Source organism: Trichocoleus sp. FACHB-262 (genome assembly GCF_014696035.1).
Lineage (GTDB): Bacteria > Cyanobacteriota > Cyanobacteriia > FACHB-46 > FACHB-46 > Trichocoleus.
In genome coordinates this window covers 26,693-42,402 of the sequence record NZ_JACJPK010000108.1, presented here as the reverse complement: position 1 = coordinate 42,402, position 15,710 = coordinate 26,693, and the positions used below count along the sequence as shown (strand labels likewise).

17 protein-coding genes are annotated in these 15,710 nt (G+C 48.6%); 8 read left to right on the top strand and 9 right to left on the bottom strand.

Features of this window, described 5'->3' with window-relative positions:
• Window positions 1-18: 18 nt before the first annotated feature.
• From H6F68_RS25785 to H6F68_RS25765, 5 genes are all read right to left on the bottom strand, one after another.
• The gene (locus H6F68_RS25785) at window positions 19-975 is read right to left on the bottom strand and encodes a hypothetical protein (protein ID WP_190563480.1); all 957 of its coding nucleotides are present in this window, start codon (window positions 973-975) and stop codon (window positions 19-21) included.
• Between the two features lie 137 nt (window positions 976-1,112).
• Window positions 1,113-1,772: a translation elongation factor Ts gene (gene tsf, locus H6F68_RS25780; RefSeq protein WP_190436520.1), complete on the bottom strand. Its 660-nt coding sequence runs from the start codon at window positions 1,770-1,772 to the stop codon at window positions 1,113-1,115.
• A 113-nt stretch (window positions 1,773-1,885) separates the two neighbouring features.
• Entirely contained in the window at window positions 1,886-2,680 is a 795-nt protein-coding gene (gene rpsB / locus H6F68_RS25775) for a 30S ribosomal protein S2 (protein ID WP_190563478.1), read from the bottom strand.
• Window positions 2,681-2,828: 148 nt separating this feature from the next.
• Window positions 2,829-3,434 (bottom strand): hypothetical protein, encoded by a 606-nt coding sequence (locus tag H6F68_RS25770; RefSeq protein WP_190563476.1) that lies wholly within the window; start codon window positions 3,432-3,434, stop codon window positions 2,829-2,831.
• Window positions 3,435-3,554: 120 nt separating this feature from the next.
• Window positions 3,555-4,520, bottom strand: a complete 966-nt coding sequence (locus H6F68_RS25765) for a glycosyltransferase (protein ID WP_190563474.1) — start codon at window positions 4,518-4,520, stop codon at window positions 3,555-3,557.
• Window positions 4,521-4,728: 208 nt separating this feature from the next.
• On the opposite strand from H6F68_RS25765, the gene H6F68_RS25760 reads away from it, so the two are divergent.
• The gene (locus H6F68_RS25760) at window positions 4,729-5,931 is read left to right on the top strand and encodes an argininosuccinate synthase (protein ID WP_190563472.1); all 1,203 of its coding nucleotides are present in this window, start codon (window positions 4,729-4,731) and stop codon (window positions 5,929-5,931) included.
• A gap of 144 nt (window positions 5,932-6,075) precedes the next feature.
• Here H6F68_RS25760 and H6F68_RS25755 read toward each other — a convergent pair whose 3' ends face one another.
• The 3 genes from H6F68_RS25755 to H6F68_RS25745 all read right to left on the bottom strand — a co-directional run bounded on the left by H6F68_RS25755 (window position 6,076) and on the right by H6F68_RS25745 (window position 7,637).
• Window positions 6,076-6,708, bottom strand: coding sequence for a DedA family protein (locus H6F68_RS25755; RefSeq protein ID WP_190551649.1), 633 nt, complete (start codon window positions 6,706-6,708; stop codon window positions 6,076-6,078).
• Between the two features lie 277 nt (window positions 6,709-6,985).
• Window positions 6,986-7,330 carry a DUF86 domain-containing protein gene (locus H6F68_RS25750; protein ID WP_190563470.1) on the bottom strand — a complete coding sequence of 115 codons (345 nt, stop codon included), beginning with the start codon at window positions 7,328-7,330 and terminating at the stop codon, window positions 6,986-6,988.
• Window positions 7,317-7,637 carry a nucleotidyltransferase family protein gene (locus tag H6F68_RS25745; RefSeq protein WP_190563468.1) on the bottom strand — a complete coding sequence of 107 codons (321 nt, stop codon included), beginning with the start codon at window positions 7,635-7,637 and terminating at the stop codon, window positions 7,317-7,319. The genes H6F68_RS25750 and H6F68_RS25745 overlap by 14 nt, the downstream gene beginning before the upstream one ends.
• A gap of 289 nt (window positions 7,638-7,926) precedes the next feature.
• Between H6F68_RS25745 and H6F68_RS25740 the strand changes: the two genes are divergently transcribed.
• From H6F68_RS25740 to H6F68_RS25720, 5 genes are all read left to right on the top strand, one after another.
• Window positions 7,927-8,598, top strand: a complete 672-nt coding sequence (locus H6F68_RS25740) for a RusA family crossover junction endodeoxyribonuclease (protein ID WP_190563466.1) — start codon at window positions 7,927-7,929, stop codon at window positions 8,596-8,598.
• An 86-nt stretch (window positions 8,599-8,684) separates the two neighbouring features.
• Entirely contained in the window at window positions 8,685-9,458 is a 774-nt protein-coding gene (locus tag H6F68_RS25735; RefSeq protein WP_190563464.1) for an ATP-binding cassette domain-containing protein, read from the top strand.
• On the top strand, window positions 9,458-10,096 hold the full coding sequence (locus H6F68_RS28765) for an ABC transporter permease (RefSeq protein WP_190563462.1): 639 nt from the start codon (window positions 9,458-9,460) through the stop codon (window positions 10,094-10,096). The genes H6F68_RS25735 and H6F68_RS28765 overlap by 1 nt, the downstream gene beginning before the upstream one ends.
• Entirely contained in the window at window positions 10,093-10,977 is an 885-nt protein-coding gene (locus H6F68_RS28760; protein ID WP_190551655.1) for a glycine betaine ABC transporter substrate-binding protein, read from the top strand. Before H6F68_RS28765 ends, H6F68_RS28760 begins: the two co-directional genes overlap by 4 nt.
• Before the next feature lie 133 nt (window positions 10,978-11,110).
• Complete coding sequence (locus H6F68_RS25720; RefSeq protein WP_190436995.1) at window positions 11,111-11,416, top strand: DUF6464 family protein; 306 nt, start codon at window positions 11,111-11,113, stop codon at window positions 11,414-11,416.
• 81 nt (window positions 11,417-11,497) lie between these two features.
• Here H6F68_RS25720 and ftsH2 read toward each other — a convergent pair whose 3' ends face one another.
• Window positions 11,498-13,384 carry an ATP-dependent zinc metalloprotease FtsH2 gene (gene ftsH2, locus H6F68_RS25715; RefSeq protein WP_190436490.1) on the bottom strand — a complete coding sequence of 629 codons (1,887 nt, stop codon included), beginning with the start codon at window positions 13,382-13,384 and terminating at the stop codon, window positions 11,498-11,500.
• Between the two features lie 507 nt (window positions 13,385-13,891).
• Between ftsH2 and H6F68_RS25710 the strand changes: the two genes are divergently transcribed.
• Window positions 13,892-14,971 (top strand): ParM/StbA family protein, encoded by a 1,080-nt coding sequence (locus H6F68_RS25710; RefSeq protein WP_190563460.1) that lies wholly within the window; start codon window positions 13,892-13,894, stop codon window positions 14,969-14,971.
• Window positions 14,972-14,976: 5 nt separating this feature from the next.
• The gene (locus H6F68_RS25705; protein ID WP_190563458.1) at window positions 14,977-15,699 is read left to right on the top strand and encodes a hypothetical protein; all 723 of its coding nucleotides are present in this window, start codon (window positions 14,977-14,979) and stop codon (window positions 15,697-15,699) included.
• Window positions 15,700-15,710: the final 11 nt, after the last annotated feature.

The window sequence follows — 15,710 nt, the reverse complement described above, 5'->3', positions numbered from 1 at the left end:
AGGACAGCGGATCTCGATTTAATCCTCAAACCAACTGGCACGCCAAGCAGATTCAGCTTCTGCGATCGCTCGTTCTCGTTGTTTCTTTTGGTATTCCTTGCCAAGAGATTGCAACCGCCCGGATAAATTCCGTAGTTTCTGTCGCCACACCGCTACAGTGCTATCCGTAAACTCAATTTCTGCCAGACGCAAATGAATAGCCACAATATGAGTGATAGAAAGTCCTGATGGCATTGCTTCAGGCCGATTTTCATCCACAGTTTCCACCAACAAATTCAGCAAGTTTGGTGTACTCGCTACTGAGTCTGCCGCCTCTTCTGCTTTAGAAGCCGCCTCTAGTAAAACTTCTGGCAGCTCTTTTGGCAAGATGTCTACTTGCTGAAATAGATGATTTGCCTCTTTCGAAACTTGGCTCAAAGTTCGAGCGATCGCCCGTTCCACCCCTTCTCGCCACCCGACTAACCGTTCTGGTGTCAGGCGTTGGGACTCGGCATCTTCGCTTTTGGGTTTTAGAGTTTCGGGTTCTCGAGCTTCTGATTCTTTCGACTGTGGCTCCACAGTTGGTGGTTCGGCCACGTCAGGAAGCCACTGCTTCTCGACAGTTTCTGTCAAAGCTACATCCAGCGAAGCGGGAGAGAACTCCTCAGGCTCTGTTGGTTTATCGCTAGACTGCTGCTCCGGTTGGGTTTCGCCAACGCGCCGTAGTTGCTCCAATAAAGTTTCTTGGGCTTGCTTAGCCAGTTGCTTCAAAGACTGCTGTAATTGATGCCTTTGGTTAAAGGACAAGCGCAAAAACTGCTGGGGATACCCTTGGGTACACAAATGATAGCTTGCCAAAATTAGCTGCTGTTTAACCGCCTGCCCCAACGCTGCTAAATAGCCAGAATCAACGCTATAAAACTCATCAGCCGTACCTGCTAGCATTTGCTCTAATGCAGCAATATCGCGTTCAATTTGTTCAACTGATCTAACCATTCTCTTGCCTATGGTTAAGAAGCCCCCAAATAGAGGAAAGACAGGTCAGAGTGGTGAGCTTGACCTGTCTTCACATTACTATCCAAACTACGCTTCAGTCGATCCTTGCGGATGTCAAAAGCTGCAAGCTAAAACTTTTACTTAGTCCCAGTCATCGCTGCAACTTCATCAGCAAAATTGTTCTCTTGCTTTTCAATGCCTTCGCCCAGAACGAATCGGACGAAGCGACGAACTTGGATGTTTTCACCAGTCTGAGCAATGGTTTGCTTGACTAACTCTTCCACCGTGATGTTTTGGTCACGAATGTAAGGCTGATCCATCAAAGTCATTTCTTTCAGGCGCTTGTCAATACGACCTTGAACGATTTTTTCCTTGATGTTGTCTGGTTTACCAGCTAAGTCATCGCGACCCATTTCGATCGCTTTTTCCTTCTCCGCGATGTCTGCGGGAATGTCGCTCACCTTGACGTACTCAACGTTAGGGCAAGCTGCAATCTGCATAGCTACGTTGCGAACCAGGGTCTGAAACGTTTCGCCGCGAGCTACGAAGTCAGTTTCGCAGTTTACTTCTACCAGAACCCCGACGCGGCCGCCCGTGTGGATATACTGACCAACCAAACCTTCCGCTGCAACTCGCCCTTCTTTTTTGCCAGCAGAAGCGAGACCTTTTTGCCGCAGCCACTCGGTCGCTTTAGTGATGTCCCCACCATTCTCGGTAAGGGCTTTTTTACAGTCCATCATGCCTGCGCCAGTTTTTTCGCGCAGCTCTTTCACGCTTTGTGCAGAGATGTCCGCCATTTTGCCTTGATTCCTACTTCAACTCGATTGAGACCTTAAACGCGAAAACTCTAAAAAAGCTGGGTCAAATGAACTGCGATCGCAGTTCATTTGGTGATAGCTATCGAAATTAACTATGCTTCAGCTTCTGCTTCTTCCTCTGGCAGGAACGAAGTATCGTTGTCTTCGTAGTCGAAGTCGTCCTCCGCACCTTCGTAGTCTTCGTAGTCTTCCTCTGCCTCTAGCTGACCGTGACGACCTTCATAGATCGCATCCGCTAGCTTACCTACTATTAGCTTAATGGACCGAATAGCATCATCATTAGCTGGAATAGGGATATCTACGAAGTCAGGATCGCAATTAGTATCTAAGAGCGAAACGATGGGAACGCCCAACTTGAGGCACTCTTGAACCGCGTTGTACTCCCGGCGTTGGTCCACGATGATGACGACATCGGGAACTTTACGCATGGCTTTAATGCCACCTAGGTACTTCTGAAGCTTTTCGAGTTCTCGGCGGAGAACAGAAGCTTCCTTCTTAGGCAGTAGGTCTAGGGCCCCAGTTTCTTCGCGGCGCTCTAGCTCTTTAAGGCGATCGACGCGGGTTTTGATGGTGGTCCAGTTGGTGAGCATGCCGCCTAACCAACGCTGGTTGACGTAATAAGCTCCACAACGCCCTGCTTCTTGAGCCACAATCCCAGCTGCTTGCCGCTTGGTGCCAATAAACAGGAACTTTTTGCCCTGTTCAGCCGCAGTTCGCATGTAGCTGTAGGCTTCTTCCATCAACTGGGCAGTTTGCACCAAGTCAATGATATGAACACCGTTACGAGAGGTGTAGATATAAGGAGACATTTTGGGGTTCCACCGGCGGGTTTGATGCCCGAAGTGAACGCCTGCCTCCATCATTTGAGCCAAAGAGACGACTGGCATATTTTTTTGAACTCCTGATTCGGGTTAATCCTCCATCCAGGTGTATTTCTGAGCTTCATGGCTCTTCGGAAACACCCGAAATCCTGGATGTGCGAATTTAGACAACTTTTCTAGCGTAACACAATCAGAGTCTTCTTTTGAGTCGGAGTTATTGATTGAAAGTGACAGTGTGCACTCGACTCAGTTGAAAGGCTTCTTTGGTATCAGAGTTGTATGCCCACGCTTTGAGAACAGCTCTGTCTGCTGGCAAGGTTGCTGGGTCGAGCGTTACAGTCCAGCCTGAGTTTGTGTAGTTAGGGTTGTTTGTGACTTTGGCAACATCGGTTCTTTCTACACCAGCAGGAGCGATCGCGATGACAGCATTCTGATCACCCTGCGTGACGATCACCTGATTCGCTGACTTGCTAGTAGTCGGAAGAATTGCCCAGCCGTTGAGGGTCAAAATATCTGTTTTAGGTAAGGTATGCTCTGGCGTCACCTTATTGTTGACAGCATCAAAATAACCATTAGTAGATTCAGTACCGGCAGGCAGTGAATAGAATTTCACTTCACTAATGTTCTGCACGCCTAGGTCAGTAACACTGATGGTTGAAGTCGCTGTTGCGGGCGAAGCTTGACCTGCCGCAGGGGCGGTCGTAGTAGGAGCAGTCGTAGTCGTAGTATCAGAAGTTGTTGTAGTGTCGGTGCTGGGGCCACAAGCTGCCAAGGCAACCGCGATCGCCGTGAAAACCACTAAATTCTTGAGTCGCAACATAGGTATCCTAGGTGTGATTTGAAAGACAGGTCAGATAGAGTAGAGCAGTTTTACCAAAGCTAAAGTACTGCAAATGTGTATATCTACTCAAGCACCCCAAAAATAGAGGCCACTGATATATTACGAAGCGGCCTGCTGCATTTCAGCATAAGCGGCATACACACCTTGAACGTTGTACCAATTGAGAAAGATCCGAGCGATCTCTAGGGCTAGTTGGGGCTTGCCTTGCTCAATCAACCATTGCAACAAAGGAGCTAAGGTTCGTTCATTTAAGGAGCCGCCCAGAGAGAGTAAGCCCCAGAGCACGCGATGCAGCCAAGTCATTTGAATCATCATCCGCACTTCCCAGGTGGGATGCTTTTGATAGAACAAAACTCCCATACGTCCGCGTTGAATTTCTTTATCAATTAACTGCGGAATTTCTGCTAGGGCAAAGGGTGGGTGCCAATGATAGCCAACCGCATCGGGGCATTTAATCAGCTTGAGACCTAATTGCTTCAGCCGCACGCCTAGTTCCAGATCTTCCCAGCCGTACAGTTGGAACTGAGTATCAAATAAGCCTGCTTTTTCTAGCCAGTAACGGGCGATCGCGACATTACCTGTAGCAAAATAGGCAGCTGAGAAATCTGTGACTTTGTACGGCTCACTGGTGGGTTGCTCAAAATTGCAGGTATTAATCACTCGACCGTAGGTGAAGAGGCGGGGCGGCTTATTGGGGGTCGCTGGGGCGGGAAGCAATCGCTGGCCTTGCTTTAGACCATCCGCATGAGCTTGCAAAAACTGTTCGGTAACAACCAAGTCACTGTCAATAAAAATAATCGTATCCCCAATCGCTTGCTGCACCCCCAAATTCCGAGCCGCAGATGGACCTTGGTGATCTTGGCAAAACAACCGGACATGAGGAAACTCGGCTGTACTCGTGCGTATCCAATCGACTGTGCCATCCGTAGAGCCATCATCAACTAACACAACCTCATAACCAGTCACCTCGGTATCTGTCGCTAGGTGTTGGCGCTCTAAAGCCCTCAAACACTTTTCCAAAATCGGTTGGCGATTGTAGGTCGGGATGACAACACTAAAAAACACAGCTTCTCCTGCAAGGGAACCTTACTCTCAATATCTTCAGCCAATCTTCAACTATGCCTTGGCTACCTAGCTAGCCTTAAAGCTTATGGCATTTGAGTGACTCAACAAAATCAAGCATCAATGATGTATCTGTAGAGATTCTGACAAGAATTTATGAATATTGGTTGCATAATAGGGACTCAGTTGTTCTACCAAATCGAGAAAATCAATGGGTCGCGCCAAGAAAGTTGTGCTGGCATACTCCGGCGGAGTTGATACTTCCGTCTGCATTCCTTATCTCAAAACTGAGTGGGGGGTTGAAGAAGTTATTACCTTAGCAGCCGACTTGGGCCAAGGGGATGAACTAGAACCCATCCGCAAAAAAGCACTCGATTCAGGCGCTAGCGAGTCCTTGGTAATCGATGCAACGGCAGGTTTTATCAAAGAGTATGCTTTTCCTGCGATTCAAGCTAATGCACTCTACGAGAATCGCTATCCCCTTTCTACCGCTTTGGCTCGGCCCCTGATTGCCAAGCTATTGGTGGAAGCAGCTGAAAAATATGGTGCCGATGCGGTCGCACACGGTTGCACAGGCAAAGGCAATGACCAAGTGCGATTTGATGTCTCGATCGCCGCCTTAAACCCCAATCTCAAAGTCTTAGCGCCCGCTAGAGAATGGGGCATGAGCCGGGAAGAAACGATCGCCTACGGGGAAAAATTTGGCATTCCTGCTCCAGTCAAGAAGTCTTCACCCTACAGCATCGATCGCAACCTCTTGGGTCGCAGTATTGAAGCAGGCCCCCTAGAGGACCCTTGGACCGAGCCTCTAGAAGAAATCTACGCTTTGACCAAGGCGATCGCAGAGACACCCAACGAACCAGAATATGTAGAAATTGGCTTTGAGAAGGGTTTGCCGACTCACCTGAATGGAGAAGCTTTAGATTCTGTGGCGTTGATTACCCGACTCAACGAACTTGCTGGCAATCACGGCGTCGGGCGGATCGATATGCTGGAGAACCGTTTAGTTGGGATTAAATCGCGTGAAATTTATGAAGCACCCGCTCTCTTAGTACTGATTCAAGCCCACCGGGATTTAGAGAGCCTAACGCTAACGGCTGATGTTACCCACTACAAGCGGGGCATTGAGGAAACCTACAGCCAACTCGTCTACAACGGCCTCTGGTACAGCCCGCTCAAGGGAGCCTTAGATGCCTTTGTGCAACAGACCCAAGAGCGCGTTTCTGGCACTGTACGAATCAAGCTATTTAAAGGCAATGCCAATATTGTGGGACGGCAATCTGCCAACTCCCTCTACAGCCCAGACTTGGCAACCTACGGCGCAGAAGACAAGTTCGACCACAAAGCAGCAGAAGGGTTTATCTATGTTTGGGGCCTACCCACGCGGGTTTGGTCGCAACAAAATCGCCTTTAACCTTTTCTATTTAGCTTTGGATTCAGTCAAAAGCTCTAAGACAATCAAAAAACAGATGGAGCAATGCAAAACTGCTCCATCTGCTAAATTTGCCTATTTACCAACAGGTTTCCAAAGCTGATTTAGTTTGATCCAGCTTCAGAATTAATCTGGACGTTCTAATTGCTTAGCTTTACGAGTTTCTAACCAGATAGGAACTGCAATCCAGGCGATCGCCAGGAACAAAGCGACTCCAGCAAATTGAGCGGCCCAAACAACTAGCTGTTCTAAGGGCACAATTCGACCTGCGAAGAATGCCAAGGTCACCATCACAGAAGCCCAAACCGTTGCCCCAAACAAGTTATAAAACATGAATTTGAGAAACGGCATCTGGACAATTCCAGCGAGCGGGCTAGCAAAAACTCGGAGCAGAGCAATGAAACGGCCAAAAAACACTGTCTTTCCGGCGTTTTCACTAAATTGATTTTTGACTTCTAGCAATTGCTCTTCTCGAAAGCGGAAGATGCGACCGAGGCCAACGAGCAGTGGCCATCCGCCCCACCTACCAATCCAATAGCCACAAGTTCCGCCCAGCGAAGCACCGAGAACTGCACTACCAAGGACAATCCAGTAATTCAGTTCACCGCTACCCGCCAAGAAACCGCCAGCAAGTGTCGCAGTTTCACCGGGAATTGGCAAACCGAGATTTTCTAGCAGAATACCTACAAATACTGCCCAGTAGCCATATTGACGAGCTAATTCCTGGATAGTCTCTAGCGATAAAAACTCGAAAGACATGCAACACAGCCTTTACAAAGATTTGCCTTTCTTAAGATCTTGACTCGCCTATCTGAAAGTGTCAATAAACCCTTGGTAGTGCCAGACGCTACTGGGACAAAACTTGCTTCTCAGAGGATTTACGCCTTTGCAGGCTACAGCCATCCCTTTTCGAGGAATTAAGACAACGCAGACATTTTTCATCCTTTCCTAATCTGGCGATCGCTGACCTTATTCCCCAACGGACACAGAAAGCGATCGTCAATGCTACCAGTAAAATGCTGCGAGCACTCCGAACTCAGCTATTTTGAATCGGTAATAGAGGAATTATTAGTATATCTAAAAGTTCAGGGATGTTGCGTTGAATTACTTGCCAAACAATATCAAAATCAATTCGGTCATATTGGTGGGCAATTATGTCTCGCATTCCAGCCACGTCATCCCAAGGAACGCCAGGGTGTTGTTCTCGAAACTCACGGGATAGCCGTTTTGTTGCTTCTCCCATGATAGTGATTTGGTAGAGAATGGCTGATTGCGATCGCAAATCTGCTGCTAACTGTTCGCGGCTCAATCCTTGAGAAAATTGCAAAACCAGTTGCCCTGCCTGAATAATATCGAGCAGTGATGCGTTATCCCGCGACATATACAGGTTGAGCTGTTCCTAAGATTTCTTGCCGACGAATCCAGTTATGGCTTTCCTCGATTGACTTTTTCGTCATCAAATCTACTTCGCGCCCTAACACGGTTTTCAACTCGCGTTTCATCCGGACAAACTCTAAAAGGCCCCAAGTCGCATCTGCCTCAAAAGCCACCAAGACATCAATGTCGCTGTCAGGTCTAAAATCTTCTCGCAGCACTGAGCCAAAAAAGTACAATTCTTGGATTTTCCATCGCTGACAAAACTCTGCAAGAGCTTGCTGAGGTAGTTGAAACTTTAATTCTTGTCTCAATTTCGCTCGCCTCCTAGCTGCTTGCTAGTTTTACCTACTTTCCGTTATACATGACGCATCGCTACCAAGTAAAAGTCACAAGCAGAATGCGATTGCTGACCTCATTCCTCAACGGGCACAAAAAGCGATCGCCGAAGGCACCAGCAAAATGCTGCGAGCACTCCGAACCCAATTTCGTAAGTTTGCATAGTATTAAGGCTTTCAATCAGTAAACCGAGTTGAGTTATCAAAAATAGCAATAAAGTGATTTTTAATAATTAGTTGGCTTCTAAACAGCGTGATCTCTTTTATGAGCGACGATGAATTACTTAAAGCAATTGAATTCGCTAATGAAGGAAAGGCTCCTCCTCCATTTGGTAGCCTTGAATTTACAATTCCATACTCACCCGTGTCTATTCAGGCCAAAAAGCAAGGCAAAGATGAGTATATTGAGCGAGTAAGGACTGCTTTTGCTGGAAAGGATTATCTGCTGATAGGAGACATCAGCATTGAGTTGCGCTGGTGGATTTCTGCAAAAAGCCGATATGAAACAGATGCTAGTGCTGATATTGATAATGTATTGAAGCCAACTATAGATGCTCTCACTGGCCCTAGTGGTCTCTTCATTGATGATTGCCAAGTTAGGAGCCTTCATATTGCATGGTCTCATTCAATGTCAGGTAATGAGTATATTGAGGTTCGAATAGACTTCATCCCAGATGAATGGGCCTCTCGCGATGACATTGTATTTATAGATGTAGGTCAAGGTTTATGCGTCTTAGCCCCCAAGTCTTTGTCTACGGAAGCCAAAACTGTTTGGACTGATTTGCTTACAAAAATGACTCTATTCAAGGAAAAGTTTCTCTCATTAGGGGTTGCCTATCCTAGTGTTGCTGGTTTTCAGGGGGCACCAAGACCCTTTCACAAAACGAGGGTCAAGGGGTTTAAGGTTGTAAGCATTGACCTATACGGTCAGTTGTAAAAGTGATTTAATATTGCGAATATTTTTGGTCAAAGCGGAGATGTGCTGGGATGAGGGAACCAAATCAGCTGCGGAGTTAATAACAGATGTTAGAGGTAAGTGAGCTTGCTGTTAAGTTTTGGGATGTTACCTATCGCCTCAAGCAGCGTGCTTTGATTACTCAACTAAATTTTGAAGTGCATCGAGGTGAAATCTTAGTTTTGTTGGGACGTAGTGGTTGTGGCAAAACTACCACTCTCAAGTTGATCAATCGGTTGTTATTGCCAACGAGTGGCGAAGTTTGGGTAGAAGGCAAACCTACCAGCCATTGGAATTCGATTCAACTGCGACGACGGGTTGGTTATGTGATTCAGGAAGTGGGGTTGTTTCCGCATTTCACAGTGGCTCGGAATGTGGGGGTGGTACCTGCTCTGGAAGGATGGGAGCGCGATCGCATCTCTGCCCGTGTCAAGGAGCTTCTAGAACTTGTGGGCTTAGAAGCCAAGCATTTTGCCCACCGTTATCCTCATGAACTTTCGGGTGGCCAACGGCAACGAGTGGGAGTGGCCAGAGCTTTAGCGGCTAACCCACCGTTATTGTTGATGGATGAACCGTTTGGAGCGCTGGACCCGATTACCCGATTAGAAATTCAGCGAGAGTTTCGCCAACTGCAACAGCAACTCGGCAAAACCGTGATATTTGTGACTCATGATGTGCAAGAAGCCTTTCTGCTCGCTTCTAAAATTGGCTTAATGCAAGAGGGTCAATTGAGCTTCTGGGGGACACGAGAAGAGTTTTTGCGATCGCCCCTTCCCGAAGTGCAAGCCTTTACACAGTGCTTACAGCCGTTTAATACCATGCCAAACCGGGAAGCCAGTTGATGTTGAGTGAGTTTTGGAGCCGTTATGCGGGTGAGATTGCCCAGCACACCCTAGAGCATGTGCAGATGGTGGGGATTGCCCTGGCGATCGCGATTCTGTTTGGCATTCCTTTAGGAGTCCTGATCACTCGCAAGCCACACCTCGGTAAGCCAATTTTAGGATTCGCCAACGTTGTACAAACGATTCCCAGTTTGGCTCTATTCGGCTTTTTGATTCCAGTGCCATTTTTAGGCGGGATTGGTGTGCAAACGGCGATTTTGGCGTTAATTCTCTACTCCTTACTCCCTATTATTCGCAGCACTTACACCGGAATTGTCAGCGTTGATCCGGCGATTCGAGAGGCAGGAGTGGGCATGGGCATGACCGACTGGCAGTTGTTGTGGCAAGTAGAACTGCCGTTGGCCCTGGGCTTCATTCTGTCGGGGGTACGAGTGGCGACGGTGATTGGCGTAGGTTTAGCGACGATCGCAGCGGCAGTCGGTGCAGGTGGATTAGGGGTGTTTATCTTTCGCGGCGTGGCAGTAGTGGATAATCAACTCATTCTGGCTGGCGCAATCCCAGCGGCGGTGATGGCGTTGTTGGCAGATTTTGGTTTCGGCTGGCTGGAGCGGCGGCTAACACTAAAGGGTTCCCGATGAGAAGAACAGTTGTCTTGGGTTTAATCGCAAGCGTTTTGAGTTTGGCGATCGCAGGCTGCAACTCTAGCAATCAGCGTATCGTGGTCGGCTCCAAAAACTTCACCGAGCAAGTGATTTTAGGGGAGTTGCTGGCTCAAGAAATTGAAGCGAAAACCAATCTCGAAGTCGATCGCCGTTTGAATCTGGGGGGCACATTTGTCTGCCATCAAGGCATCGTAGCTGGCGAGCTAGACGTCTATCCGGAATACACAGGCACCGCTTACACAGCAATTCTCAAGCAGACTGCTATTAGCGATCCCAAGGCGGTCTACCAGCAGGTGAAACAAACTTATGCTCAGCAGTTCCAGTTGGAATGGACAGAACCGCTAGGCTTCAACAACACCTTCGCGATCGTGATTCGAGGCGATGATGCTCGTAAGAATAATCTCCAAACTCTTTCCCAAGTCGCCAAATATACTCCACAGTGGCAAGCAGGGTTTGGCTACGAGTTTTTAGAACGCGCCGATGGTTTTCCTGGGTTAGCGAAAACTTACAATCTCAAATTTGCTGAGCAGCCCAAAGTGATGGACCTAGGCTTGCTGTATCGGGCACTTACCGACAAGCAAGTCGATCTCGTTGCTGGAAACTCCACAGACGGCCTGATCGACTCGCTAGGTTTAGTGGTGCTACAAGACGATAAGCAATATTTTCCGCCTTACGAGGCTGCCCCTATTGTGCGTCAAGAAACCCTACAAAAACACCCTGAACTGCGCTCTGTCTTCCAGGGGCTGGCTGGTAAAATCTCTGAAACCGAGATGCGACGACTCAACTACGAAGTAGACGGCAAACGCCGCGATGTAAAGCAAGTGGTAGAAGAATTCCGCAAAGCTCAAAACTTGTAGGAATTTTTGGCCAGCTAGACACTTCCTAGATGAATTCATTAGGATTGTGATTAAGTAGAGCAACGTCAATCAGGCTGGCCTTTCGGTCTAAGACTGTTTGGCGATCGCATCATGTTTGTAGCAAGGGGCTGCCATGATCGAAATCATCTTAGTGATCACGCTAGGCTTATTGCCTCCCCTATTATCACTATGGCTGTTGCAGCGAGCAGAAATCAGAGCCCAGAATCGATTAAGGGTGGCAATGGCAGCAGTGGAACGTCGGAGTTTACAAAATCTCCGTCGAGCTTCTAGCGACCAGCGCTATGTCGAAGGCATGGGGTTGCTTACAGGCGATATTACCTGTCGGTTTAATGCGCGATCGGCGCATCTACGTTGTGCGGTGAATCCTCTAGGGCCGTGTCAGGACTGTCGGTATTACGAGTCAATTGAGTTTAGCTAGGACGCTTCTAGTCATGCCGTAAACGCAAGAAAGGGGATAGTTTTCACCATCCCCTTTCTTAGAGTTTCTGAGTTTTAGAGATTAGAGCTGAGGCACGTACTGCTCTTTCTCGGGTACTACCGTGTACTCAGCCACGATTTGGCGGAACTCGTCACCGTCGATGGTTTCTTTTTCAATTAAGAGATCCACCAGGCGATCGATTACGGTACGGTTCTCGCGGATAATGCGACGGGATTCATCGTAGCAGTGCTCCACAATTGAGCGGACTTGAGCATCAATCCGAGACGAAATCTCATCGGAGAACTCCGAGCGAGTCATCAAATCTCGGCCCAAGAACACTTCGCCTGATTGGCTCTCTAAGCACAAGGGGCCTAAGTCAGACATACCGAACCGGGTCACCATCTGCCGCGCCATGCTGCTGACTTGTTGCAGGTCATTACCCGCCCCAGTAGTCACCTCAGCATCACCGAAGATCACTTCCTCAGCCGCACGACCGCCTAAAGCTCCCATGATCCGAGCCATCAGTTGCGCTTTAGAAATCAAGCCTTGCTCTTCGCTGGGAGTAAACCAGGTCAAGCCCTGAGCTTGTCCGCGAGGAATCAAAGTGACTTTTTGGACGGGGTCATGAGCTTTGACCAAGGTGCCAATCACCGCATGGCCAATCTCGTGATAAGCAATCAAGCGCTTGCTCTTGCTATCGACCAGAGGAGTGCCTTCCATCCCAGCTACCACGCGATCGACTGCATCATCGATTTCTAGCATGGTGATCGCTTCTTTACGGCGACGTGCGGTTAGGATAGCGGCCTCGTTCAGTAAGTTTGCCAAGTCTGCCCCGGTGAAGCCAGGAGTCCGACGAGCCACTAAATCGATCGAAACTTCGTCAGAGAGCTTCTTGTTGCGAGCGTGAACTTGCAAAATCTCTACGCGACCTTTGATGTCAGGAGCATCCACCGTGACTTGGCGATCGAAACGACCCGGACGGAGCAGGGCTGAGTCTAGAACGTCAGGACGGTTAGTTGCAGCAATGATGATGATGCCAGTGTTGCCTTCGAAGCCATCCATTTCGGTGAGCAACTGGTTGAGGGTTTGTTCCCGCTCATCGTTGCCACCGCCAATGCCTGCGCCCCGTTGACGACCGACTGCATCAATCTCATCGATAAAGATGATGCAAGGCGCGTTTTCTTTCGCTTTCTTGAACAGGTCACGGACGCGAGAAGCACCCACACCGACAAACATTTCGACGAACTCAGAACCAGAGATGCTAAAGAAAGGTACACCCGCTTCTCCGGCGATCGCCTTAGCCAAGAGAGTTTTACCTGTTCCTGGAGGACCCACTAGCAACACCCCTTTAGGAATGCGGGCACCAACGGCAGTAAAGCGTTCTGGCTTCTTGAGGAAAGTTACAACTTCTTGCAACTCTTCCTTGGCTTCTTCTACGCCTGCCACATCCTCAAACATGACACCCGTTTTCGCTTCCATCTGGAACCGAGCGCGGGATTTGCCAAAGTTCATGGCTTGACCAGGGCCACCTGGCACATTATTAGAGCGACGGAACAAGAAGAAGAGTCCCGCAATCAGCAAGATTGGGAAGACTAGGTTCCCCAATAGGCCCCAGATGGCACCATCATTACGGGGTGGATGCACATCAAAGCTGATTTTTTCGGTTCTGAGGCGGGAAATCAGTTCAGGAGCATTACCAGGCAAATCTACTCTGAGCCGCTGCACCCGATTATCTAATTCTGGATCAACCGCTTCTACAATTGCTGTCCGTCCTCCTTCATAGAGGTCAACACTTGTGACTCGACTTGCGTCTAGATATTCCAAAAAGCGCCCGTAGGTCATGCGGGTACTTGCCGCGTTTTTGCTCATATCTACCGGAGTTGGAGCAAAAGCGCCTTGCCAAAAGAAGAAACCGATGACCACAGCGGGCAGTGCCCACAGCAGCACTGTTTTCCAAGACAATTTCATAAGTTAGTGGCCTCTATATACAGACGGAGCAACACGGAGCACAACAGTTAGATTCGGCGTGAGTGAGCCATCCCACTCGCAGAATAGAGTTTTTGAATCAAGGGCAGCTAAATTAATTTCCCTTAGCTTCATATCTATCAAGCTCAGGTTTGTCGGAGCTTGCTTAAGAACGGTTAAAACAGCTTCTTAATCAAATTTAACTTAATTATCAGGATTGGGGCAAGCAAAGGGGTTTGTCTCCTCATAAACCATGCTATATAGTACTTTTGTACTATAGAAATAGGGCCTAAAGAAAGCGCTCGCCAGATCTGGATTTACAAAGCCAGGTTTACCAGGTCTAGGCTCAGCCAGACTCAAACTTTTTTCAGCATCCACTTCTTAGCACCTATGCCAAGACTTTACAGAATTTTGGCTATTCAACCATCCCTCCTGGGGGCTTGAATCAGTGCTTCGTGGTCAAGACAGGGCATGCACAGTTATGAATTTAAGCGAGAGGTGAATAATTCGATGACTGCCAGACAACCCTCTAATTCACTCAATGGCCATTCCAGCAGTACTGCAATTTTGAGTATTGACTTGGGCCGAACTTCTACTAAAGCTTGCGTGAGCCGCTATCCCGATGATGTGGTGCTGATTGCTGCTAATGTTGCTCATCTAACCGTTGATCAAGTGCGACGGGGTGGGTTCGAGTCCCGTTCTACCGATGCGCTATTAGATATTTGGTTGGAGCACCAAGGTCGAGGCTACGCGATCGGGCAATTAGCAGCCGACTTTGGAGCCAACTTAGGCGTAGGACAATCCAAGGTTGAAGATGCCTTGGTCAAGGTGTTGGCTTGCATAGGGCATTTCAATCTCAGCGGGGATTTAGCTGTGGTTTTGGGATTGCCCTACCACTCTCAAGAGCAGTTCGATCGCGAAAAAGAACAATTAATCGGTTTGCTGCGATCGCCCCATGTCTTGTCGTACCGAGGAGAAGCGATCGCGGTCAACATTCAGCAGGTGTGGGTGATGCCAGAAGGCTATGGCAGCCTGATTTGGTGTGAAGCCCAAGACAAAGACGCTCATAGTCCTGACTTGCCAAATCTATCAGTCGCGATCGTGGATATTGGACACCAAACTACCGACTTTCTCATGGTCGATCGCTTTCGGTTTGCGCGCGGAGCCTCCAAGAGCGAGCCCTTTGCCATGAACCAGTTTTACGACCAAGTGGCAAGTCAAATTCAAGGCGCAGATAGTCAGTCTCTCTCGTTGATCGAAGCAGTGAATCGACCTCAAGGACAACGGTTTTATCGTCCGCGTGGTGCCACTCGCCCAACGGATTTGGATGCTATTCTGCCCAGCTTGCGGAAGAGTTTTGCCCGTGAGTTGTCGAACCGTTTAATCGCTTGGCTACCAGAACGAGTTACAGATGTGATCGTCAGTGGTGGGGGTGGCGAATTTTTCTGGCCAGATTTTCAACCCTTGCTAGAGGAGGCGCAGTTGCGCATTCACCTAGCCCAACCGTCGCGCAAAGCGAATGCGTTAGGCCAATACCTCTATGGCCGCGCCCAGTTGGCAACTGTTAATCCTCAACTCACCAAGGTCTGACTGCCATGCCCACCTCCCCGAAAAAGACGAATAAATCTATTACGTTTACTCCGGAAGCTGCTGACCAAACTTTGCTGGCGGCGATCGAAGCCACATTGAGCGAGGCGCAGTACAACAGTTTCAGTGACCTCTGTAAGCAAACGCTCCAGCAAACCTTATTAGCCACTGAGCCCACCCAGCCCGTCAATCCCAATGGCGGTCACAATATTGACTTTGAATCAGCTTTAGCACCCATCCAGCAACAAGTAGACCGATTGGAGGCAAAGTTAGTTGCTAACCAATCTCAACAATTTGATCAGCTTGAAGCTCAGCTCAGGCAAGTTACTCAGCAGTTAGAGGAATTGGGAACGAAGAGCGATCGCGGGTTTTCTAGCTGGAAACAACCGACCAACAATCCAACGACGGAGTATCTCAATCAATTAACTAGTCAGCTCATTCACTTGACGACTCAAGTTGAAGCGATCGAGACTCACATTGCTCAGCAGTTTGCAGACCTACAATCTCAACTTAGCCAGGCTCCATCAACCTTACCCTCTTCCGTTCCGACTCCTCCACCTAGCATGGTTGAAGTTCCGTCACCACTATCAGCTCAGGCTTGCATCCCTGCTGCCCCCATTGCCCCTGAACCTATGTTTGTTTTCAAGGAGCCAGTCTCAAAAACAGCAGCTTTATCTCCCGAATCTGATCCAATTTTGAGCCGACTCAGCTCTCTTCTAGAAGATTTCTAAGTCATTTAGAT

Excerpts from the sequence above, each read along its gene's own strand:
- H6F68_RS25785 (WP_190563480.1), bottom strand. The coding sequence starts at position 975 with ATGGTTAGATCAGTTGAACAAATTGAACGCGATATTGCTGCATTAGAG.
- tsf (WP_190436520.1), bottom strand. The coding sequence starts at position 1,772 with ATGGCGGACATCTCTGCACAAAGCGTGAAAGAGCTGCGCGAAAAAACT.
- rpsB (WP_190563478.1), bottom strand. The coding sequence starts at position 2,680 with ATGCCAGTCGTCTCTTTGGCTCAAATGATGGAGGCAGGCGTTCACTTC.
- H6F68_RS25770 (WP_190563476.1), bottom strand. The coding sequence starts at position 3,434 with ATGTTGCGACTCAAGAATTTAGTGGTTTTCACGGCGATCGCGGTTGCC.
- H6F68_RS25760 (WP_190563472.1), top strand. The coding sequence starts at position 4,729 with ATGGGTCGCGCCAAGAAAGTTGTGCTGGCATACTCCGGCGGAGTTGAT.
- H6F68_RS25755 (WP_190551649.1), bottom strand. The coding sequence starts at position 6,708 with ATGTCTTTCGAGTTTTTATCGCTAGAGACTATCCAGGAATTAGCTCGT.
- H6F68_RS25750 (WP_190563470.1), bottom strand. The coding sequence starts at position 7,330 with ATGTCGCGGGATAACGCATCACTGCTCGATATTATTCAGGCAGGGCAA.
- H6F68_RS25740 (WP_190563466.1), top strand. The coding sequence starts at position 7,927 with ATGAGCGACGATGAATTACTTAAAGCAATTGAATTCGCTAATGAAGGA.
- H6F68_RS25735 (WP_190563464.1), top strand. The coding sequence starts at position 8,685 with ATGTTAGAGGTAAGTGAGCTTGCTGTTAAGTTTTGGGATGTTACCTAT.
- H6F68_RS28765 (WP_190563462.1), top strand. The coding sequence starts at position 9,458 with ATGTTGAGTGAGTTTTGGAGCCGTTATGCGGGTGAGATTGCCCAGCAC.
- H6F68_RS28760 (WP_190551655.1), top strand. The coding sequence starts at position 10,093 with ATGAGAAGAACAGTTGTCTTGGGTTTAATCGCAAGCGTTTTGAGTTTG.
- H6F68_RS25720 (WP_190436995.1), top strand. The coding sequence starts at position 11,111 with ATGATCGAAATCATCTTAGTGATCACGCTAGGCTTATTGCCTCCCCTA.
- ftsH2 (WP_190436490.1), bottom strand. The coding sequence starts at position 13,384 with ATGAAATTGTCTTGGAAAACAGTGCTGCTGTGGGCACTGCCCGCTGTG.
- H6F68_RS25710 (WP_190563460.1), top strand. The coding sequence starts at position 13,892 with ATGACTGCCAGACAACCCTCTAATTCACTCAATGGCCATTCCAGCAGT.
- H6F68_RS25705 (WP_190563458.1), top strand. The coding sequence starts at position 14,977 with ATGCCCACCTCCCCGAAAAAGACGAATAAATCTATTACGTTTACTCCG.